Annotated in this window: 17 protein-coding genes and 1 tRNA gene; 15 read left to right on the top strand and 3 right to left on the bottom strand. The window is 69.5% G+C overall.

Going from position 1 to position 19,929, the window contains the following annotated elements:
• From VFH59_RS07390 to VFH59_RS07370, 5 genes are all read left to right on the top strand, one after another.
• Nucleotides 1-607 (top strand): acyl-CoA dehydrogenase family protein (locus tag VFH59_RS07390; protein ID WP_325164240.1); only part of this gene is annotated, 607 nt, incomplete at its 5' end.
• 138 nt (nt 608-745) lie between these two features.
• Complete coding sequence (locus tag VFH59_RS07385; protein WP_325164239.1) at nt 746-1,294, top strand: GNAT family N-acetyltransferase; 549 nt, start codon at nt 746-748, stop codon at nt 1,292-1,294.
• Nucleotides 1,291-1,779 (top strand): hypothetical protein, encoded by a 489-nt coding sequence (locus VFH59_RS07380; protein WP_325164238.1) that lies wholly within the window; start codon nt 1,291-1,293, stop codon nt 1,777-1,779. Before VFH59_RS07385 ends, VFH59_RS07380 begins: the two co-directional genes overlap by 4 nt.
• The gene (locus VFH59_RS07375; RefSeq protein ID WP_325164237.1) at nt 1,776-2,378 is read left to right on the top strand and encodes a glutathione S-transferase family protein; all 603 of its coding nucleotides are present in this window, start codon (nt 1,776-1,778) and stop codon (nt 2,376-2,378) included. The genes VFH59_RS07380 and VFH59_RS07375 overlap by 4 nt, the downstream gene beginning before the upstream one ends.
• Nucleotides 2,379-2,464: 86 nt before the next feature.
• The gene (locus tag VFH59_RS07370; protein WP_325164236.1) at nt 2,465-4,732 is read left to right on the top strand and encodes a thiamine pyrophosphate-dependent enzyme; all 2,268 of its coding nucleotides are present in this window, start codon (nt 2,465-2,467) and stop codon (nt 4,730-4,732) included.
• A gap of 86 nt (nt 4,733-4,818) precedes the next feature.
• Here the strand turns inward: VFH59_RS07370 and VFH59_RS07365 are convergent, their stop codons facing one another.
• Complete coding sequence (locus VFH59_RS07365) at nt 4,819-6,558, bottom strand: GGDEF domain-containing protein (protein ID WP_414655865.1); 1,740 nt, start codon at nt 6,556-6,558, stop codon at nt 4,819-4,821.
• Between the two features lie 354 nt (nt 6,559-6,912).
• Here VFH59_RS07365 and VFH59_RS07360 point away from each other — a divergent pair, with 354 nt between their 5' ends.
• From VFH59_RS07360 to purF, 7 genes are all read left to right on the top strand, one after another.
• The gene (locus VFH59_RS07360; RefSeq protein ID WP_325164234.1) at nt 6,913-7,470 is read left to right on the top strand and encodes an NAD(P)H-dependent oxidoreductase; all 558 of its coding nucleotides are present in this window, start codon (nt 6,913-6,915) and stop codon (nt 7,468-7,470) included.
• Between the two features lie 93 nt (nt 7,471-7,563).
• Nucleotides 7,564-7,983 (top strand): heavy metal-responsive transcriptional regulator, encoded by a 420-nt coding sequence (locus VFH59_RS07355; protein WP_325164233.1) that lies wholly within the window; start codon nt 7,564-7,566, stop codon nt 7,981-7,983.
• The gene (locus tag VFH59_RS07350; RefSeq protein WP_325164232.1) at nt 7,980-10,502 is read left to right on the top strand and encodes a heavy metal translocating P-type ATPase; all 2,523 of its coding nucleotides are present in this window, start codon (nt 7,980-7,982) and stop codon (nt 10,500-10,502) included. The genes VFH59_RS07355 and VFH59_RS07350 overlap by 4 nt, the downstream gene beginning before the upstream one ends.
• 419 nt (nt 10,503-10,921) lie before the next feature.
• Nucleotides 10,922-12,214 (top strand): bifunctional tetrahydrofolate synthase/dihydrofolate synthase, encoded by a 1,293-nt coding sequence (folC, locus tag VFH59_RS07345; RefSeq protein ID WP_325164231.1) that lies wholly within the window; start codon nt 10,922-10,924, stop codon nt 12,212-12,214.
• 71 nt (nt 12,215-12,285) lie between these two features.
• Nucleotides 12,286-13,251, top strand: a complete 966-nt coding sequence (locus VFH59_RS07340; protein ID WP_325164230.1) for an SPOR domain-containing protein — start codon at nt 12,286-12,288, stop codon at nt 13,249-13,251.
• 21 nt (nt 13,252-13,272) lie between these two features.
• Nucleotides 13,273-13,869 carry a CvpA family protein gene (locus tag VFH59_RS07335; RefSeq protein WP_325164229.1) on the top strand — a complete coding sequence of 199 codons (597 nt, stop codon included), beginning with the start codon at nt 13,273-13,275 and terminating at the stop codon, nt 13,867-13,869.
• Nucleotides 13,870-13,912: 43 nt separating this feature from the next.
• Entirely contained in the window at nt 13,913-15,388 is a 1,476-nt protein-coding gene (purF, locus tag VFH59_RS07330) for an amidophosphoribosyltransferase (RefSeq protein ID WP_325164228.1), read from the top strand.
• Between the two features lie 6 nt (nt 15,389-15,394).
• Here purF and VFH59_RS07325 read toward each other — a convergent pair whose 3' ends face one another.
• Nucleotides 15,395-15,766, bottom strand: a complete 372-nt coding sequence (locus tag VFH59_RS07325) for a VOC family protein (RefSeq protein ID WP_325164227.1) — start codon at nt 15,764-15,766, stop codon at nt 15,395-15,397.
• 84 nt (nt 15,767-15,850) lie between these two features.
• Between VFH59_RS07325 and VFH59_RS07320 the strand changes: the two genes are divergently transcribed.
• A complete protein-coding gene (locus VFH59_RS07320) occupies nt 15,851-16,654 on the top strand; it encodes a ferritin-like domain-containing protein (protein ID WP_325164226.1) in 804 nt (267 codons plus the stop codon).
• 61 nt (nt 16,655-16,715) lie between these two features.
• On the opposite strand, the gene VFH59_RS07315 is transcribed toward VFH59_RS07320, so the two are convergent.
• A tRNA-Pro gene (locus VFH59_RS07315) sits at nt 16,716-16,792 on the bottom strand.
• Between the two features lie 163 nt (nt 16,793-16,955).
• On the opposite strand from VFH59_RS07315, the gene hisS reads away from it, so the two are divergent.
• Nucleotides 16,956-18,332, top strand: a complete 1,377-nt coding sequence (hisS, locus tag VFH59_RS07310) for a histidine--tRNA ligase (protein ID WP_325164225.1) — start codon at nt 16,956-16,958, stop codon at nt 18,330-18,332.
• A 35-nt stretch (nt 18,333-18,367) separates the two neighbouring features.
• On the top strand, nt 18,368-19,929 hold a 1,562-nt coding region (locus tag VFH59_RS07305), incomplete at its 3' end, for an aromatic amino acid ammonia-lyase (RefSeq protein ID WP_325164224.1).

The raw sequence follows: 19,929 nt of genomic DNA, 5'->3' as shown, positions 1-19,929 counted from the left end.
CCAGGGCTTCATCGTGCCGACCGACAGCGCCGGCTTCACCGCGCAGGAAGTGCACAAGAAGATGAGCCTGCGCGCCTCGGTCACCTCCGCGCTGTTCTTCGACAACGTGCGCGTGCCCGAAGCCAACCGCCTGCCCAACGTCAAGGGGCTCAAGGGCCCGCTTGGCTGCCTCACCCAGGCCCGCTACGGCATCACCTGGGGCCCGATCGGCGCCGCCCAGGCCTGCCTCAAGGAAGTGCTCGACTACACCGCCGAGCGCATCCTGTTCGGTCGCCCGCTGGCTTCCAACCAGGCGGTCCAGCTCAAGATGGCCGACATGGCCCGGCGTATCACCACCGCACAGCTGCTCTCGCTGCAACTGGGCCGCTTGAAGGATGCCGGCACCATGCAGCCGACCCAGGTCTCGCTGGCCAAGTGGAACAACTGCCGCATGGCGATCGACATCGCCCGCGAGTGCCGCGACATCCTGGGCGGCGCCGGCATCACCACCGAGCACTCGGCGATCCGCCACGCGCTGAACCTCGAGTCGGTGATCACCTACGAGGGCACCGAGACGGTGCACCAGCTGGTGGTCGGCCGCGAGCTGACCGGCATCAACGCGTTCTGATGTTCCTTCTCCCGCCGGGAGAAAGCGGCGCGAAGCGACGGTTGAGGGTTCGGCGGTAGCGCAAGGCAAAGCTTGCGGCAAGCCGAACCCTCTCCCCCGATCCCTCTCCCGCGGGAGAGGGTTACCAGGAGCCAGGCCTTGCACGTCCCCGATATCCGCATCGAAACCGATCGCCTGATCCTGCGCCCACCACGCATCGAGGACTTCGATGCGTACGCGGCGAACATGGCCGACCTGGAGGCCGCCCGCTTCATCGGCGGCCAGCAGGTGCGGGCGCAAGCCTGGCGCGGTTTTCTCTCGCTGGCCGGCGCCTGGATGATCCAGGGCTTCTCGATGTTCTCGGTGATCGAGAAGGCCACTGGGCAATGGGTCGGTCGCCTCGGTCCCTGGCATCCGGAAGGCTGGCCCGGCACCGAGGTGGGCTGGGGCCTGGCCCGCGCGACCTGGGGCAAGGGCTACGCCTTGGAAGGCGCCACCGCCGCGATCGACTGGGCCTTCGATCAGCTTGGCTGGGACGAGGTCATTCATTCCATCCATCCGGACAACAGGGCCTCGCAGGCGCTCGCCCAGCGGTTGGGCTCGACCTGCCGCGGTCCCGGCAGACTGCCCGCCCCCTACGAGGATTCGCCTACCGAGATCTGGGGCCAGACCCGCGGGCAATGGCGGGCGCACCGGGCTAAAGCATGAGCCTGCGCGCCGCGAAGGCCGCAACGCTGAGGCACACGCTGGCCGCCTGCGTGCCGGACCTGCAGCGCCATTGCAGCGACCCGTGGATCGTGATCGGCAGCGCCGCCGCCCTGCTGGTCGGCGCTCCTGTCGACGTGGCCGATCTGGATGTGTTGACCAGCGTCGGAGACGCCCGATCCCTCATCGGCCATTGGCAGGGGCGCCTGCTCGCCACGGACGGCCTCAAGGACGCGGATCGCTTCCGGTCGCACTTCGCGCGCTTCGCCTTCCCGCATCCCGTGGAAGTCATGGGCGGGCTCGAGGTCGCCACGCCCGAAGGTTGGCGGCCGGTGCGCATCGGCGCTATCCGGATGGTGGAGGTCGACGGGCTCGACGTGCCGGTTCCGACGATCCAGGAACAGGTCCGGTTGCTCGAATGGTTCGACAGGCCCAAGGACCGGCTCCGCGCCGAAACGCTGAAAAACCTCAAGGTAACTCCCGCATGATCACCGTCTACGGCATGCGCGCCTCGGGCAACTGCTACAAGCTGCAGTTGCTGCTCGACCAGCTTGGCCGCGACTACCGCTGGATCGAGGTCGACAGCGCGCACGGCGCGACCCGGACACCCGAATTCCTGGCGAAGAACCCCAACGGCAAGGTGCCGCTGCTGGAGCTGGCTGACGGCCGCCGGCTGGCCGAGTCGGACGCGATCCTCTGCTATCTCGCGGAGGGCACCCCGTTCTGGCCCGATGACGCCTGGTTGCGCGCCCAGACGTTGCAATGGCTGTTCTTCGAGCAGTACAGCCACGAGCCGTGCATCGCGGTGGCGCGCTTCATCCGCGGCTGGCTGCCCGCCGGGCATTCACGCCAGGCCGACGTGCCGGCGCTGATCGAACGCGGCAAGGACGTACTCGCGGTGATGGAACGGCATCTGGCCGGGCGCGAGTGGTTCGTGGGCGAGCGCTACGGAGTGGCGGACATCGCGCTGTACGCGTACACCCACTGCGCGGGCGAGGGCGGTTTCGACCTGGCGCCCTATCCGAACATTCTTGCCTGGCTGGCACGCGTGCAGGCGCAGCCCGGCCACACGCCCATGCAACGCTGAAACCCTGTCGGAGCGCGCTCGGGCGCGACAGCTGCCACGGTCGCGCCGAGCACTCCTGCATCCCCTTTCCCGGAAGATCGCTGCCCATGTCACTGCCATTTCCCATCACCGCCCGCCACAAGGGCTTCAACCGCGCCGAAATCGTGGACCAGAACTTCACCGAGTTCGTGAAGCTGTGGCAGGGCGACGTGCGCCAGGCGCCGCGCGACAGCGAGCCGGTGTTGCCGGGCAGTGCGCTCGATGCGCGCGGCTTCCGCGAGCTCTTCGAATCGCAGCTGATCAGCCGCCACCTCGACCTGATGGCGCGCGTGCTGCGTGTGCAGAACAAGGTGTTCTACACGATCGGTTCGTCCGGTCACGAAGGCAATGCGATGGTGGCACGGTTGACCCGCCACACCGATCCGGCCTTCCTGCACTACCGCTCCGGCGGCTTCATGGCGGAGCGCTTCCGCAAGCTGCCGGGCATGGACCCGGTGATGGACTCGGCGCTGTCGTTCGCCGCCAGCAAGGACGACCCGGCCTCCGGTGGACGCCACAAGGTGTGGGGCAGCAAGCCGCTCTGGGTGCTGCCGCAGACCTCCACCATCGCCTCGCACCTGCCCAAGGCGCTGGGCACGGCGATCGCCATCGACCACGCGCGTCGCATCGGCCACGCGCTGCCGGTGCCCGACGACTCGATCGCCATCTGCTCCTTCGGCGACGCCTCGTCCAACCACGCCACCGCGCAGACCGCCTTCAACGCCGCGGGCTGGACGGCCTACCAGAAGCTGCCCGCGCCGGTGCTGTTCGTGTGCGAGGACAACGGCATCGGCATCTCGGTGAAGACGCCGACCGACTGGGTCGCCAGCAACTACCGGTCCCGCTCCAACCTCGACTATTTCTTCGCCGACGGCCTCGACCTGGCCGAGGGCTACGCCCAGGTGCAACACGCGGTCGAACATTGCCGCAGCACGCGGCGGCCGACCTTCCTGCACCTGAAGACCACCCGCGTGATGGGCCACGCCGGCACCGACTTCGAGATCGAGTGGCGCAGCATCGAGGAACTCTGCGCGGTGGAGGCCACCGATCCGCTGCTGCGCTCGGCGGCCATCGCGCTGGAATCGGGGCTTTATACCCGGGACGAGCTGCTCGCCCTGTACGAGGCCACCCGCAAGCGCTGCTTCGCTGCCGCCGAGGAGGCGGACCGCCGGCCCAAGCTGGAGCGCCTGGACGATGTGATGGCGCCGCTGGCCCCGTACACGCCCGCCAGCGTGAGGGCCGAGGCCGAACGCGCCGACTACGCCGACGCACGACTGAAGGCCTTCGGCAGTGAAGCCAAGCTGCCGGAGAACCAGCCGCCGCGCCACCTGGCCATCCAGATCGGCCAGGCCCTGCACGACATCATGGCCAAGTACCCCGAGTCGCTGCTGTTCGGCGAGGACGTGGCGCAGAAGGGCGGCGTCTACACGGTCACCAAGGGCCTGCACAAGGCCTTCAGGAACACCCGCGTGTTCAACACGCTGCTGGACGAGACGGTCATCCTGGGCCTGGCCCAGGGCTACGCCAATATGGGCATGCTGCCGATCCCGGAGATCCAGTACCTGGCCTATTTCCACAATGCCGCGGACCAGATCCGCGGCGAGGCGGCCAGCCTGCAGTTCTTCTCCAACGACCAGTACCGCAACCCGCTGGTCATGCGGGTTGCGTCGCTGGGCTACCAGCGTGGCTTCGGCGGCCATTTCCACAACGACAACTCGATCGCCGCGCTGCGCGACATCCCGGGCCTCGTCGTCGGTTGCCCCAGCCGTGGCGACGACGCGGCGACCATGCTGCGCACGCTGACCGCGCTGGCGAAGGTGGACGGGCGTGTGTGCGCGTTCCTCGAGCCGATCGCGCTGTACATGACCAAGGACCTGTACGAGGCCGGCGACGGCCAGTGGCAGTTCGCCTATCCGGCGCCGGGCGAGGCGATGCCGCTGGGCGAAGGCCGCGTCTACCACGAAGGCGCGGACGATCTGGTGGTGTTCACCTTCGGCAACGGCGTGCCGATGGCACTTCGCGCGGCGCGCACCATCGAGGCCGAGCTCGAGTGGAAGGTGCGCGTGGTCGACCTGCGCTGGCTGGCGCCGCTCAACGATGCCTTCATAGCCGCACAGGCCAAGGGGGCCAGGCGCATCCTGGTGCTGGACGAGGGGCGCAAGAGCGCCGGCGTGGGGGAGGGCGTGATCACCGCCATCGTGGAAGCCGGCATGGGGGGCACGCCGCTCGAGCGGGTGGTCGGCGCCGATACGTTCACCCCGCTTGCGGGCGCCGCGTTCCTGGTGCTGCCGGGCGAGGCGGACATCGTGGCCGCGGCACACCGGCTGGCCGGTTAGGCGGATCCTGCGGGTGCCCGGCGTAACCGGCCTGCGAGGGGAACAGGCGGCGGGTGGTCGCGCCCGGGGGCGCTCCTGCCGGCGGCCTACTCCTCGACCTCGGTGACCTGCGGCCAGGCCTGGTGGGTGATGCCGCGCGGCCGGTCGTAAAGGCGGGCCTGGTTGCGGCCGTTCACCTTGGCCTGGTACATCGCCTGGTCGGCCCGCTCGATCAGCGTTTCCACGGTGTCGCTGGCCACCCGCATCGTGACGCCGATGCTGACGCTGAGCATGAACTCGCCGTTGACCGGGATCTCCAGCCGGTGCACGCGCCGGCACAGCCGCGTGGCGACCTGCATGGCCTGTTCCTCCACCACGCCGTCGAGCATGGCGATGAATTCCTCGCCGCCGTAGCGGCCCAGCAGGTCGGACGGGCGCAGCTCGGCGCGCAGGGCCTCGGCAACCTCGATCAGCGCGTGGTCCCCCGCGCGGTGGCCTTGCTGGTCGTTGAGCAGCTTGAAGCGGTCCAGGTCCAGGAACAGCAGTGCCACCGGCCGGCCGGTGCTTTCCTCGAGCATGGCCTCCGCCGCCTCGCTCCAGGCGCGGCGGTTGAGCACCCCGGTGAGCGAGTCGTTGTCGGCCAGTGCGCGCACCATGTCGCGGTCGCGGCGCATGGTCAGCGCCCGGTCGCCCAGGCCGATCGACAGCACGATCGCCTCGAATGCCCCGGCCACCACGCTGGCATCGCTGATCCAGCCCATGTTCGGCAGGGCGCCGTTGAGCTGCGCGGTGGACAGTGCGGTGAGGGCCAGCAGCGGGGTCCAGCCGACCAGGAAAAACCAGGCATGGCGGGAGCCGTGCGCGGCGGCCACGATGGCCGTGAGCAGCATCAGCAGGGCGCCCAGGATCAGCAGCGGGTCGACCAGCGCCTGCGCCACGTCGACCAGCAGCCCGATCGAGCTGCTGCGCATCAGCACCAGCACCGGCATGCCGATGGCCAGTGCCAGCACGGGCGCGCGCAACAGGGGCGCAAAGCGCGGCAGCTCGCAGAAGCGCGCCATGAAGAGCGCCGCGAAGGCCACCGAAAGCGCGATCGAGGTCGACTCGAGCAGGCTCGCGGAAGATGCCAGCCAGCCCGCTTCCAGCGGGTGGAACAGGAAGCCGGTCTGGATGCTCTGGATCAGCGCGTAGCAGAAGATGTAACCGGCGTACCAGAAGAACGTGTTGTCGCGCAGCATCAGCGCGAAGCACAGCGCCATCAGTGCCATCGTCAGCATCACCGCGAAGCAGGCGCTGAACAGCGTCAGCCAGTGCGCGTCGTGGCCAAGGAAGTCGGTCAGCGACTCCAGGTGGAAGCTCAGCGGCGGTGAAGGTCCCTCCACCGGTTCGAGCTTCAGCAGGATCAGCGTCGAGGCGGGCACGCTGGCCGGGTAGCGGAACGCCAGTCGCCCATGGCCCAGCGGCGGGCCGCTGGCGTCGTCCAGCGCCAGGTGGCTGATCGGGCCGTCACCGTTGAAGACGGTGATCCTCCCCATCGCGGGCGGGTAGATGGTCAGCACCCGTTCCTCATCCACCCAGGGCGGTTGCGGGCGCAGCACGACCCAGCTGCCGAGGCCATCGCGCGGGAAGCTGTGCAGCAGGGAAGGGTCGAAGGCGGCCAGCTGGCCCTTGCGGAATTGCTCCAGCACGACGGCCGGGGTGTCGCCGGCGCGCACCTCGCGCCAGCCACCGTCCAACAGCATGCCGGCGTGCACCACGCCCGACCAAAGCCACAGCAGGCCGAGCAGGCTGCCGACCAGCGGCAGCCTGCACCGGTTCCAGATCCTTGCTGCGGACAACGTTCGCATCCCCTCGTCCCCGCTTGCGTCGGCTGCACGTCCCTGCAACCTGCGGCCCCAATCCTGAACCAGGCCGGTCGGGTGCTCACCCACCGGCGCGCCTGCGCTGACGACGATCCTACGCGAACCGCCCAGTCCCCCGCTCGCTTTTTCGTGGGCGAGCCGATGGGGCGTGTTAGCAGGCTCCGTGCCAAGGCCGGGATCGCTTGCCGCCACTCACGGCCCCTTGGCGGCGCGGCAGCCATGCTCGCCGAATCGCGGCCGTCTCTGACTCTGGTGGGTAGCTATGGACCCATCCGAGCCACGCGCTGACGCCATTTTCACAAAAAAGAGGCGGCCCGGCGGTCGCCAGCGGAGATTCCCATGAGCATCCAAGTGGCCGTGCTGGTCGGCAGCCTGCGCAAGGACTCGTTCAATCGTCGCCTGGCACGGGCGGTGGAGGGACTGGCGCCGGATGAACTGGCCTTCGAGGAGGTCCCGATCGGCGACCTGCCGCTGTACAACCAGGACCTGGACGGCGACTATCCGGCGCCCTGGAAGGCGCTGAAGCAGCAGATCCAGGCCGCCGATGCGCTGCTGTTCGTCACCCCGGAATACAACCGTTCCGTGCCCGGCGTGCTGAAGAACGCCATCGACATTGCCTCGCGTCCCTATGGCAGCAACGCCTTCGCCGGCAAGCCGGGTGCCGTGATCGGCGCCTCGATCGGCGCCACGGGCAGCGCCCTGGCCCAGCAGCACCTGCGGAACATGCTCGCCTACCTGGACGTCCCGCTGCTGGCACAACCGGAGGTGTTCGTGCAGTTCAAGGACGACGGCCCGGTGGATGCGGACGGCCGCATAACCGTCGACAGCACCCGCCAGTTCCTACAGGGTTTCGTGGACCGGTACCTGCACTGGGTGCACGCGATCCTCAAACGCTGAGCAGGCGATCGCGGGACGGATCCTCGGGCCGCCGGCGGGGGGGAACTCCATTGGCTTGACTCTGGACCTGCATCCAAGGTCTAGACTTGTGCCATGAACGAAACAGCGTCCCTGACCATCGGTGCCGTCGCCAAGCGCGCCGGCGTAGCCATCGACACCATCCGCTACTACGAGCGCGAAGGGTTGCTGCCGGAGCCGTCGCGGCGCCCGTCCGGCTACCGCAGTTACGGCGGGGCGACCGTGGACCGGCTGCGGTTCATCCGTCGCGCGAAGAACCTCGGCTTCCCGCTGGAAGAGATCCGCGAACTGCTTGCGCTCTCGGCTGACCGCCGGCACGGCGTCGAGGCGGTCAAGCAGCGGGCGCAGCGGCGGTTGGCCGATATCGAGGCGCGCATCGCCGAGCTGCAGCGCGTGCGAGCCGGCCTGGCGGAGCTGGTCGAGGCCTGCCCCGGGCACGGTATCCCCGAGCAGTGTCCGATCCTGCGCGCGCTGGGTGGGGAGGAACAGCCATGAGCGGGTGCTGCCACACCCCCGCGAACACCGCCGAGCGCGACCCGGTATGCGGCATGGCGGTCGATCCGGCGCGTACGCCGCACCATGCCGATCACGCGGGACGGACCTGGCACTTCTGCGGTGCGCGCTGCCGTGAGCGTTTCCTGGCCTCGCCCGGGGACTACTCGGGCCAGCGGGAGCCGGTGACCCGGGCGTGTTGCGAGGAGCCGTCGGAACAGCCAGCCACCGCGCACGTCCACATGGCCAGGGACCCGGTCTGCGGCATGGACGTGGACCCGCACGCGACCCGCCACCGCGCCGAACATGCCGGGCGCACCTGGTCTTTCTGCAGCGCCCGCTGTCGCGAGCGCTTCCTGGCCGCGCCGGGGGATTTCCTGGGCGGGCACGCTGCGCCGCCCGCCGACCCGGGCGCCATCTACACCTGTCCCATGCACCCGGAAGTGCGGCAGGTCGGGCCGGGCGACTGCCCCAAGTGCGGCATGGCCCTGGAACCGCTCACGCCCCTCGCCGATGCCGAAGAAGGCGGCGAGGTGCGCGCGCTGGCACGCCGCTTCGGCTGGCTGGTCGCGTTGACCGTGCCGGTGCTGGTGCTGGCGATGGGCCCGGACCTGGCCGGCCGCGCGTGGCCATCGGGCTGGCTCGGGGCGATAGGCTGGATCGAGGCGCTGCTGGCCAGCGCAGTGGTGTTGTGGGGCGGGGCGCCGTTCTTCCGGCGCGGCTGGCGTTCGCTCAAGCCGTGGTCGCCGAACATGTACACGCTGATCGCGCTAGGCACCGGCGTTGCTTGGGCGTACAGCGTGGTCGGCCTGCTGCTCCCGGGGCTGTTTCCGGCCGGCTTTCGCATGCATGGCCGCGTAGGCGTCTATTTCGAATCCGCGGCGGTGATCGTCACCCTGGTCACCCTGGGCGACCTGCTCGAACTGCGCGCGCGCCGTCGCACCGGCGAGGCGCTCAATGCCCTGCTCGGGCTGGCGCCGAAAACCGCGCACCGCCTGGAGCACGGCCACGAGCACGACGTACCGCTGGAAGCGGTGCGCGTGGGTGACCTGCTGCGCGTGCGTCCCGGCGAGAAAGTGCCGGTCGATGGCGTGGCCACCGAGGGCGAGAGCCACGTCGACGAATCCATGCTCACCGGCGAGCCGATGCCGGTGGCCAAGACCTCCGGCGACCGCCTCACCGCGGGCACGGTGAACCAGGACGGCACGCTGGTCCTGGCGGCCGAGAAGGTGGGCGGCGAGACCATGCTGGCGCAGATCGTCGCGCTGGTCGCGCAGGCCCAGCGCAGCCGCGCACCGCTGCAGCGGGTGGCCGATCGCGTGGCTGCATGGTTCGTCCCGGCGGTGGTCGCGGTTGCGGTGCTGGCGTTCGCTGCCTGGGCCATCTTCGGGCCGGAGCCGCGGTTGGCGCATGCGCTGATCGCGGCGGTGTCGGTACTGATCATCGCCTGTCCCTGCGCCCTGGGCCTGGCCACGCCGATTTCGATCATGGTCGCCAGCGGTCGGGGCGCGCAGGCGGGCGTCCTGTTCCGTGACGCCGCCGCCATCGAGGCGCTGCATCGGGTCGACACGCTGGTGCTGGACAAGACCGGCACGCTCACCGAGGGCCGTCCGGCGCTGGGCGAGGTGATCCCCCTGGGCGACCTGCCTCGCGCGCGGCTGCTCGCGCTGGCGGCCGCCCTGGAGCAGGCGAGCGAGCACCCGCTGGCCCGCGCGATCGTCACCGGCGCCTCGGCCGAACGTCTGGCGATCCCGGCGGCCACCGGCTTCCGTTCGCGCACCGGCCGCGGGGTGGTCGGCCGGGTCGACGGCAATGACGTCGCGCTCGGCAACGTTCGCCTGCTGGAGGAGCTCGACGTCCCGCTGGACCCGACCACCGCGCAGCAGGCGGAGAACCTGCGCAGCGATGGCGCCACGGTGATGTTCCTGGTGGTCGATGGGGCGCTCGCCGGCCTCGTCTCGGTCGCCGACCGCATCAAGGTGGACACGCCTGCGGCGCTCGACACGCTGCGGCGGGAGGGCCTGCGCATCGTGATGCTTACCGGTGACGACGCGACGACGGCCCGGTCGGTGGCGCACCGGCTGGGCATCGACGAGGTGCATGCCGACGTCTCGCCGGCGGACAAGGCCGCGGTGATCGAGCGGCTCAAGCGCGGCGGGCGCCGGGTGGCGATGGCCGGCGACGGCATCAACGATGCCCCGGCGCTGGCGGCGGCCGACGTGGGCATCGCCATGGGCAGCGGTACCGACGTGGCGATGGAGAGTGCGCAGGTCACGCTGGTCAGAGGGCAGCTTTCCGCCATTGCCCGGGCGCGGGGGCTGTCGCAGGCGACGGTGCGCAACATCCACCAGAACCTGTTCTTTGCGTTCGTCTACAACGCGGTGGGGGTGCCGTTGGCCGCGGGCGTGCTGTATCCGTTCCTGGGCCTGGTGTTGTCGCCGATGGTCGCGGCGTTGGCGATGAGCCTGTCGTCGGTGTCGGTGGTGACCAATGCTTTGCGGTTGCGGGGTGTGAGGCTTTGAGTTTCTCGCACGGGTGTGTTCTCGGTGACGTGGCTCGCCTGCGGCGGGCTTCCGATAGCCTGGCGGCGCTCGGGTCACTTTTCTTTGCGGGCCCAAGGAAAAGTAACCAAAAGAAATGGCCTGGTTCAGCCCGGTGTGGCGAAAGAGCTAGGCGCCTCTTCGCTTTGACAGGTGGGTCGCTCGCTCCTGGAGGAGCTGCAGCCGCTTTGCCGCGGGCGCTCGGGACTTGAGGCGAGGGAGGTGCGGCAGGTTTGACGGCATCGGCTGTCGCGCGACCTCGAGCGCCGTCAGGCGATCGAAAGCCCGCCGCAGGCGAGCCAAGTCGCGGAGAGGCCACACACAGGGCACGACCCCCTGGGCAAGCGCACCACCGCCCCCGATGCCTTAAGCTGCGCGCCGCTCCGTCACGAAGAACCCCCATGTCCCGCACGCTCGCCGAATGGCTGGCCTACCAGGAAGGCGTCAACCCGCGCAGCATCGAGCTCGGCCTCGAGCGGGTACGCGAGGTGTGGCAACGGATGGGCGCCCCGGCGCCGGCCCGGCGCGTGATCACCGTGGGCGGCACCAATGGCAAGGGCTCGACCGTGGCCTTGCTCGAGGCGATGCTCAAGGCGGCCGGCCGGCGGGTGGGCTGCTACACCTCGCCACACCTGTTGCACTACAACGAGCGCGTGCGCATCGACGGCCGCGACGCCGGAGACGAAGCGCTGGTCGCCGCCTTCGAGCGCATCGAGGCGGCGCGAGGCTCCGGCGACACGGCGGTCCCGCTTACCTATTTCGAATACGGCACCCTCGCCGCGCTCGACCTGTTCGCGCGGGCGGACCTGGACGTGGCCGTGCTGGAGGTGGGTCTGGGCGGGCGACTGGACGCCGTCAACATCGTCGACGCCGATGCCGTCGTGATCACCACCATCGACATGGACCACATGGACTGGCTGGGTAATGACCGCGACAGCATCGGCCGGGAAAAGGCCGGCATCGCGCGGCGCGGGCGCCCGGCGATCGTCGGCGAGGCTGATCCACCGGCCGGCCTGCTCGATGCCCTGGCCACTTGTGGGGCGCAGGTGCAGCGCGCCGGCCGGGATTTCCGGGTGGCACGCCATGCGCAGGGCTGGCGCTGGCAGCATCGTGATGGCACCGCCTTCGAACTTCCCGATCCGGCGTTGGCTGCGCCGGTGCAGTACGCCAACGCCGCGGCCGCCGTCGCCGTGCTCCACGCGCTGGATGCCACCGGCGCATGGGGCGCACCGATGGCGCTGGGCCAGGCGGCCACCGATGGCCTGGCGGCGGTGCGCGTGCCGGCGCGCCTGCAGTCGCTGGGTGGCGACCCGCTGGTGGTGGTCGATGTCGGCCACAATCCCCAGGCGGCGCGCGCCCTGGCCGACTGGTTGGCCCTTCGCCGCTTCCCGCGGGTGCATGCGGTCTACGGCGCGCTCGCGGACAAGGACGTGGCCGGCGTGCTGGGCGCGCTCGGCGCGCATGTCGACCAATGGCACCTGACCGGGCTGGAGCGCGATTCGCCCCGCGGCCTGCCGATCGGAGCGCTCACCGCGGCACTGCACCAGGCCTTGCCGGGGGCGAGCTTCGATGCGCATGCCAGCGTCGCCGCGGCGCTGGCTGCCGCGCGCGCGCAGGCCCGGGCGGGCGAGTGCATCCTGGCGTTCGGCTCCTTCTTCGTCGCCGCTGCGGTACTGGCTGAACCGACCGCCTGAGCGGACCGTGCCGGCGGCACGGGCAGGTATAATCGTCGTGTTGCATGCCGTGCCGCCTTGGAGCTTCAGTCTTGAAAACACGCCTGCTGGGTGCCTTCGTCCTGATCGCGTTGGCGGTGCTGTTCGTGCCGATGTTCTTCTCCAGCACGCCGCCCACGGCCGCTGGTGACCAGGCGGTCAGCCTGGCGATCCCGCCGGCTCCGGACCGCGACCTGCAGACGCGCACGATGAGCCTGGATCCGAACACCCCGGCCAGCAGCGGCACCGCTGCCCCGGTGATCCCCGCGAACACCCAGTCGACCGCGCCGGCCCCCTCGGACCGCCTGGCCACCGTCGACATTGCCTCGCACCGGCCGCACGACGTCGAGACGGAGCCGAACGCGGTCCCGTCGACCGCGCCGGCACCCAAGCCGGTCCCGCCGACCACGCCCACGCCGGTGGCAAAGCCCGACGCGAAGCCGGCCGAAGAACCCGCGGCCACCACCGCGCCGCCCGACACTGCCGGCACGGCCGCGCAGGGCAGCTACACGCTCAACCTCAGTGCCTACTCCAGTGCTGGCGCGCAGCGACTGATCCAGAAGGTGCGCGCGCTGGGTTATCCGGTCCACGGCCAACCGGTCCACCAGGGCGGCCGGACGCTCACCCGGGTCACTGCCGGGCCGTTCGGCACGCGCACGGCGGCCGAGGCGGCGCGCCTGAAGATCACCCAGAGCATTCCCGGCGCACCGGCGCACCTTGAAAGTGGGGCCAGCGACCAACATGGTGATGTCGCCGCCGCTCCCGCCGCGGCACCGGCACGCGCCGGCGGCTACGCGGTGCAGGTGGCGGCGATGGGCAGCCAGGCCGACGCCACCGCGCTGCGCGACAAACTGCGCGCGGCCGGCTTCGATGGTTTCACGGACTCGGTCAAGAGCGGCGGTCGCACCCTGTGGCGGGTGCGCGCCGGCCCGCAGACCCAGCGGGCCGATGCCGAGCGCGTGCGTGACCAGATCAAGGCCAGGCTCGGAATGGCCGGCAACGTGGTGAGCGTGCCGTAAGGCACGGCTTGCGGGGACGGCATGAACTGGATCGACTACACCATCCTCGGCGTGCTGGCCCTGTCGGTCCTGGTCGGCTTGTGGCGGGGCCTGGTGTCCGAAGTGCTTTCGCTGGCCGCCTGGATCGTCGCGTTCTGGTTCGCCTGGACGTTCGGGCCGGTCGTCGCGGTGCAGCTCGAGCACAGCATCTCGCTGCCTGCGGCGCGGATACTGATCGGCTACGGGTTGTGCTTCGTGGCCGTGCTGGCCATCGGTGCACTGCTGCGCTTCGTCGTACGGCGGCTGTTGTCGAGTATCGGCCTGGGCGGGCTGGACCGGTTGCTGGGCATGCTGTTCGGATTTGCACGGGGCGTGCTGCTGGTGACGCTGGTGGTGTTTCTGGCCAGCTTTACCGCGCTCACCCGCGAGGCTGGCTGGCAGCACTCGCTGCTGCTGCCGAAGTTCACCGGTGCGGCCGCCTGGCTGGGCGATCGGGTGCCGGTGACCGTGCGGCGCCACCTGCATCCGCCGGCGCAGTTGCCCACGCTGCCGCCGGGCCGCCTGCCCGCACTTCCGGGCGGTTCACCCGCGCCGGCGCAATCTGTTCTTTCGGCCGCGAAGGCGGCCGTGCTCACCTGAGCACGCCTTCCAACATCAGGCTCTACGAATCAGGCATCCAAACATGTGCGGAATCATCGGCATCGTCGGTACCACCGAAGTGGCATCGGCGCTTTATGACGGACTCACGGTGCTGCAGCACCGCGGCCAGGACGCGGCCGGCATCGTCACCGTGGATGGTTCGCACCTGCGACTGCACAAGGGCAACGGGCTGGTGCGCGACGTTTTCAACCAGGCCGCGATGAGCCGCCTGCGCGGGCGCATCGGCATCGGCCATTGCCGCTACCCCACCGCCGGCTCGGATAACGCCGACGAGGCGCAGCCGTTCTACGTCAACTCGCCCTACGGCATCGCCTTCGCGCACAACGGCAACCTGGTCAATACCGAGGCGCTGCGCCGCGAGATGTTCCAGGACGACCGCCGCCACATCAACACCGACTCCGATTCCGAGGTGCTGCTCAACGTGCTGGCGCACGAACTGCAGATCCAGGACCGCATGGCGCTCACCCCGGACCAGATCTTCAAGGCGGTCGCCGGCGTGCACGCGCGTGCACGCGGCGGTTATGCCTGCCTGGCGCTGATCCAGGGCTACGGCGTGCTTGCCTTCCGCGATCCGCACGGCATCCGCCCGCTGGTGCTGGGCGAGCGTGTAACGCCGGAGGGACGCGAGTATGCGGTGGCGTCCGAGTCGGTCGCGTTCGACGTGCTGGGTTTCAAGCGCGTGCGCGACGTGGAGCCCGGCGAGGCGGTCTACATCACCGTCGACGGCCAGTTGCACGCACGCCGCTGCGCCGAGGGCGCGGTGCATGCGCCGTGCATCTTCGAGTACGTCTACCTGGCACGCCCCGATTCCATGATCGAGGACGTCTCGGTCTACAAGGCACGCCTGCGCATGGGCGAGAAGCTGGCGCAGAAGATCCTGCGCGAGCGCCCCGACCACGGCATCGATGCGGTGATCCCGATCCCGGATACCGCACGCACCGCCGCCAGTTCGCTGGCCAACGCGCTCGGTGTGCCGTTCCGCGAGGGCTTCGTCAAGAACCGCTATGTCGGTCGCACCTTCATCATGCCGGGGCAGGGGGACCGCGTGAAATCGGTGCGCCGCAAGTTGAACGCGATCGACCTGGAGTTCCGCAACAAGACGGTGCTGCTGGTGGACGACTCGATCGTGCGCGGCACCACCTCCCGGCAGATCATCCAGATGGCACGCGACGCCGGCGCCAGGCGCGTGTTCTTCGCCTCGGCCGCGCCACCGGTGCGCTATCCCAACGTCTACGGCATCGACATGCCTTCGGCCAGCGAGCTGGTCGCCGCGGGCAGGACCGAGAAGGAAATCGAGCAGCTGCTGGGTGCCGACTGGCTGATCTACCAGGACCTGGCCGACCTCGTCTGGGCGGTTCAGGACGGCAACGAGGACCTGCAGCGGTTCGATACGTCCTGCTTTTCCGGCGAATACGTCACCGGCCTGGACAACGACTACCTGCAGCAGATCGAAATGCTGCGCTCGGACGACGCCAAGGCCGCCCGCCGCAGCGCCTGATCGCGGTCAGCGGATGTTGTGGCCGATGCGCCACAACACGCCGGACGGATCGATCAGCTGGAAATCGCGGATGCGCCAGGGGCGGTCGGCCGGAGCGGTGACACGCACGCCGTGGTCGCGGTAGCGGGCGGCGACGTCGACCAGGCGCCGGTGCCAGGCGTCGGCATCGTCGACCAGCAGATGCATCATGAAGTTGTCGGCGTGCACCTTCTGGTAGAAGCGCTGCAGCAGGAAGCTGCAATCGTCCAGCGCGAAATAGGCGATGCCGTCGGACTCGGACCGCTCCTCGAAGCCCGCGTCAGCGTAGAAGCGCCGCGACAGCTCGTAATCGCGTGCCGGCACGAAGGCCTTGATCTCGATCGCATGGAGGCCTGGCATGGTCCGTTCCCTGGAAGGCATGGGACGCCAGTGTGCCGCCGGCGCCTCATCCCGGCAACGCCGCCCACGACGTAGACTTGCCGCATGATCGACCTGCATGAAGCCGCGCGGCGCTGCCTCGACGCCAGCGATCCCCAAGAGAAGCTCCGACTGACCCGCGACGCGTGGCGGGCGCTGGAGGCTGGCGAACTGCAGCCGGATCCGCTGGCCCCGCCACCGGAGGCGATCGGCCCGCCAGGCCGGCCGCCGCGCCCCTGCCTGGTCGAGGCGCGCCGGGTGCCGCAGCGTGGCCTGGGCACACCCGAAGGCCGGGCCGCGCTGGTCCATGCCATCGCGCACATCGAATTCAACGCGATCAACCTGGCCTGGGATGCGGTCTACCGCTTCCGCGGCTTTCCGCTCGAGTACTACCGGGACTGGGCCAGCTGCGCCCATGACGAGGCGCGCCACTTCGCCATGCTCGAGGGCCGGCTGGCCGAGCTGGGTCGCACCTACGGTGACTTCGACGCGCACAACGGCCTGTGGGAGATGGCCGAAAAGACCGCCCACAGCGATCTCACCCGCATGGCGCTGGTGCCGCGCGTACTCGAGGCCCGCGGTCTGGATGTCACTCCCGGCATGATCGAGCGCTTGCGGGGCGTCGGCGACGAGGACACCATCGCCATCCTGGAGGTCATCCTGCGCGAGGAGGTCGCCCACGTGGCGGCAGGCACGCGCTGGTTCCGCTGGTGCTGCGCGCGCGACGGGCTGGAGCCGCGCGGGACGTTCGTGCGACTGCTGCGCGACTACATGGGCGGGAACCTGCGCGGACCGTTCAACCAAGCGGCCCGGCTGGCGGCGGGCTTCGATGCCGAGGAAATGCACCAGCTCGCCGCGCTGGCGAGCTGATCGCCCTGCAGGAGCAGGCAAAGAAAAAGGCCACCGCTAGCGGTGGCCTTTCCACGAACCTTGGTCGGGGTGACATGATTCGAACATGCGACTTCTACGTCCCGAACGTAGCGCTCTACCAGGCTGAGCTACACCCCGTGGAGCCGCGTATCTTAGTGAGCCGACGCAGGCTTGGCAACATCCCCGCCGCTTTTTTTCGCGCATCGCGCGCCGGGGCGGGCGCGCCCATCTGCTAACCTAGGCGGCTGCCGTCGCGCGGCCTTCAGCCGCCGCTTCCGTTACCCCGCAAGCAGAGGATTCCATGGCGCTTACCCCGGCCCGCACCATGCCTGGCGTGCTCGAGTTGCTGCCGCTGGACCAGATCGCGTTCCAGCGCATGCTCGACACCATCCGCCGCAATTTCGAGCGCTTCGGTTTCCTGCCGGTGGAGACGCCGGTGATCGAGTTCGCCGATGTCCTGCTGACCAAGACCGGCGGCGAAACCGAGCGGCAGGTGTATTTCGTGCAGTCGACCGGCGCGCTGGAGCAGGGCGAGAAGCCCGACCTGGCGCTGCGCTTCGACCTCACGGTGCCGCTGGCGCGCTACGTCGCCGAGCACGAGCACGACCTCAACTTCCCGTTCCGCCGCTACCAGATGCAGCGCGTGTACCGCGGCGAGCGGGCCCAGCGCGGGCGCTTTCGCGAGTTCTACCAGTGCGACATCGACGTGATCGGCAAGGACAGCCTGACCACGCGCTACGACGCCGAACTGCCGGCGGTGATCTACAGCACCTTCCGCGAACTGGACATCGGCGCGTTCACCATCCAGCTCAACAACCGCAAGCTGATGCGTGGGTACTTCGAGAGCCTGGGTATCGACGACAGCGAGCAGCAGATGCTAGTGCTGCGCGAGGTGGACAAGCTCGACAAGCGCGGTCCCGATTACGTGCGCGACACACTGACTGGCGAGGCCTTCGGGCTGTCGGCCGAAGTTGCGACGAAGATCCTCGACTTCGTGCAGGTGCGCTCGACCTCGCTGGACGACGCCTTCGCCAGGCTCGACGCGCTGGGCAGCGGCTCCGAAGCACTGGAACAGGGCAGGGCCGAACTGAAGGAAGTGCTCGGGCTGATCCGCGACTTCGGCGTGCCCGAGACGCATTTCGCGCTGAACCTCTCGATCGCCCGCGGCCTGGACTACTACACCGGCACCGTGTACGAGACCACGCTCAACGACCATCCCCAGATCGGCTCGATCTGCTCGGGCGGCCGCTACGAGAACCTGGCCAGCCAGTACACCAGGTCGAAGCTGCCGGGCGTGGGCATCTCCATCGGCCTGACCCGCCTGTTCTGGCAACTGCGTGACGCCGGCCTGCTGGGTGGCGCACGCAGCACGGTGGACGTGCTGGTGACGCAGATGGACCCGGCGCAGCTGCCGGCCTACCTGGCGATCGCCAACGAGCTGCGCGCCGCCGGCATCGCCACCGAGGCGGTGCTGGAAAGCGGCAAGCTCGGCAAGCAGTTCAAGTACGCCGATCGCGCGGGCATCCGCTTTGCGGTCGTGCTGGGCGAGGACGAGCTGGCCAAGGGCTTGGTGACAGTCAAGGACCTGCGCCGCGGCGACCAGTTCGAGGTGGCGCGCGGCGAGCTGGTGAAGGCGTTGCGGGTGGAACTGGAACAGGCAGCGGCGATGGGGCAGTGAGTCGCGGACTCGCCCACGAACACGACGGAGCACCGGTGGACAAGATCATTCTCGATGGGCACAGCCTCACCCGTGCGCAGCTGGTCGCCGCGGCGCGGCGCGGCGTGGCAGTGGCGCTGGATCCGGCGCAGCTCGAGCGCGTGCGCCACGCAGCCGATTTCCTGGCCGAGAAGGTCAGCTGCGGCGAGCCGACCTACGGCGTCACCACCGGCTTCGGCAGCAACGCCGACAAGCTTCTCGGCGGGCATCGCCTGCGCGACGAGCTGGTCATCGACCAGACCGACCCGCGCCATCCCTCCCGCAGCGGCGCGAGCCTCATGGAGGAACTGCAGCACAACCTGATCGTCACCCACGCCGTCTGCGTAGGCAGGCCGTTCGCGCCGGAAGTGGTGCGGGCGATGCTGGTGATCCGCATCAACACCCTGATGCGCGGGCACTCGGGCATCCGCGTGGCCACCCTCCAGGCGCTCACCGCGATGCTCAACCGCGGCGTGGTGCCGGTGGTGCCGGAGAAGGGGTCGGTCGGCGCCAGCGGCGACCTGGCGCCGCTCTCGCATCTGGCGATCGTGCTGCTGGGCGGCGGCGAGGCCTTCTTCGAAGGCGAGCGGCTGCCAGGCGGGGAAGCCCTGAAGCGCGCCGGGCTGGAGCCGATCCGCCTGTCCTTCAAGGAAGGACTGGCACTCAACAACGGTACCGCGCAGATGCTCGCCACCGCGGTGCTGGCGCTGGACGAGCTTGAATACCTGCTCGGCGTGGCAGACCTGGCCGCATCGATGACGCTGGATGCCTTCGCCGGCCGCAGCGGCGCGCTGCGGCAGGAGGTGCATGCGCTGCGCCCGCATCCGGGCCAGGTCGAGGCGGCGTCGCATGTGCGCCAACTGCTAGCCGGTTCCACGCTGGTCGACATTCCCTACCACCTGGTGCCGCGCTTCAAGCCGTGGTCGGCCGAGGCGTGGACGCTGCCGGAAGACCAGGCGCTGTCCTTCGATATCGGCTGGGATTGGGTCCCAGCCAACCAGCGGCACGGCCGCGAGGCCTTCTACGACCGCTTCCTGCCGTTCAAGGGCGGCAAGAAGCACCAGCCACAGGATGCCTACTGCCTGCGCTGCATGCCGCAGGTGCACGGCGCGGTGCGGGATGCCTGGGCGCAGGCCTGCCGCGTGATCGACGTGGAGCTCAATTCGGTCACCGACAACCCACTGATCTTCCCGGATGCCGAGGGCGCGCAGTTCATCGAGGAACAGGTGATCTCCGCCGGCCACTTCCACGGCATGCCGCTGGCGCTGGCGATGAGCTACGTCAAGGCCGCCATCCCGGTGCTGGCTTCGATCTCCGAGCGCCGCCTCAACAAGCTGGTCGATCCGGCCACCAACGACGGCCTGCCGGCGTTCCTCACCGGCAACGAGGACGGTACCGATTCGGGCTTCATGATCGTGCAGTACACCGCCGCCGCGCTGGTCAACGACCTGGCCACCCGTGCGCACCCGGCCAGCGTGTATTCCATCCCCACGAGCGCGAATGCCGAGGACCACGTCTCGATGGGCGCCAACGAGGCGCGCCACGTGCTGGAGATGATGGAGGATCTCGGCCACGTGCT

Origin of the sequence: Frateuria sp., assembly GCF_035695185.1 — a bacterium.
GTDB lineage: Bacteria > Pseudomonadota > Gammaproteobacteria > Xanthomonadales > Rhodanobacteraceae > Frateuria_A.
This window is presented reverse-complemented; position numbering and strand designations above follow the sequence as displayed.

Excerpts from the sequence above, each read along its gene's own strand:
- VFH59_RS07375 (WP_325164237.1), top strand. The coding sequence starts at position 1,776 with ATGATCACCGTCTACGGCATGCGCGCCTCGGGCAACTGCTACAAGCTG.
- hisS (WP_325164225.1), top strand. The coding sequence starts at position 16,956 with ATGGCGCTTACCCCGGCCCGCACCATGCCTGGCGTGCTCGAGTTGCTG.
- VFH59_RS07320 (WP_325164226.1), top strand. The coding sequence starts at position 15,851 with ATGATCGACCTGCATGAAGCCGCGCGGCGCTGCCTCGACGCCAGCGAT.
- VFH59_RS07360 (WP_325164234.1), top strand. The coding sequence starts at position 6,913 with ATGAGCATCCAAGTGGCCGTGCTGGTCGGCAGCCTGCGCAAGGACTCG.
- VFH59_RS07350 (WP_325164232.1), top strand. The coding sequence starts at position 7,980 with ATGAGCGGGTGCTGCCACACCCCCGCGAACACCGCCGAGCGCGACCCG.
- VFH59_RS07370 (WP_325164236.1), top strand. The coding sequence starts at position 2,465 with ATGTCACTGCCATTTCCCATCACCGCCCGCCACAAGGGCTTCAACCGC.
- VFH59_RS07325 (WP_325164227.1), bottom strand. The coding sequence starts at position 15,766 with ATGCCAGGCCTCCATGCGATCGAGATCAAGGCCTTCGTGCCGGCACGC.
- purF (WP_325164228.1), top strand. The coding sequence starts at position 13,913 with ATGTGCGGAATCATCGGCATCGTCGGTACCACCGAAGTGGCATCGGCG.
- folC (WP_325164231.1), top strand. The coding sequence starts at position 10,922 with ATGTCCCGCACGCTCGCCGAATGGCTGGCCTACCAGGAAGGCGTCAAC.
- VFH59_RS07335 (WP_325164229.1), top strand. The coding sequence starts at position 13,273 with ATGAACTGGATCGACTACACCATCCTCGGCGTGCTGGCCCTGTCGGTC.
- VFH59_RS07380 (WP_325164238.1), top strand. The coding sequence starts at position 1,291 with ATGAGCCTGCGCGCCGCGAAGGCCGCAACGCTGAGGCACACGCTGGCC.
- VFH59_RS07355 (WP_325164233.1), top strand. The coding sequence starts at position 7,564 with ATGAACGAAACAGCGTCCCTGACCATCGGTGCCGTCGCCAAGCGCGCC.
- VFH59_RS07365 (WP_414655865.1), bottom strand. The coding sequence starts at position 6,558 with ATGCGAACGTTGTCCGCAGCAAGGATCTGGAACCGGTGCAGGCTGCCG.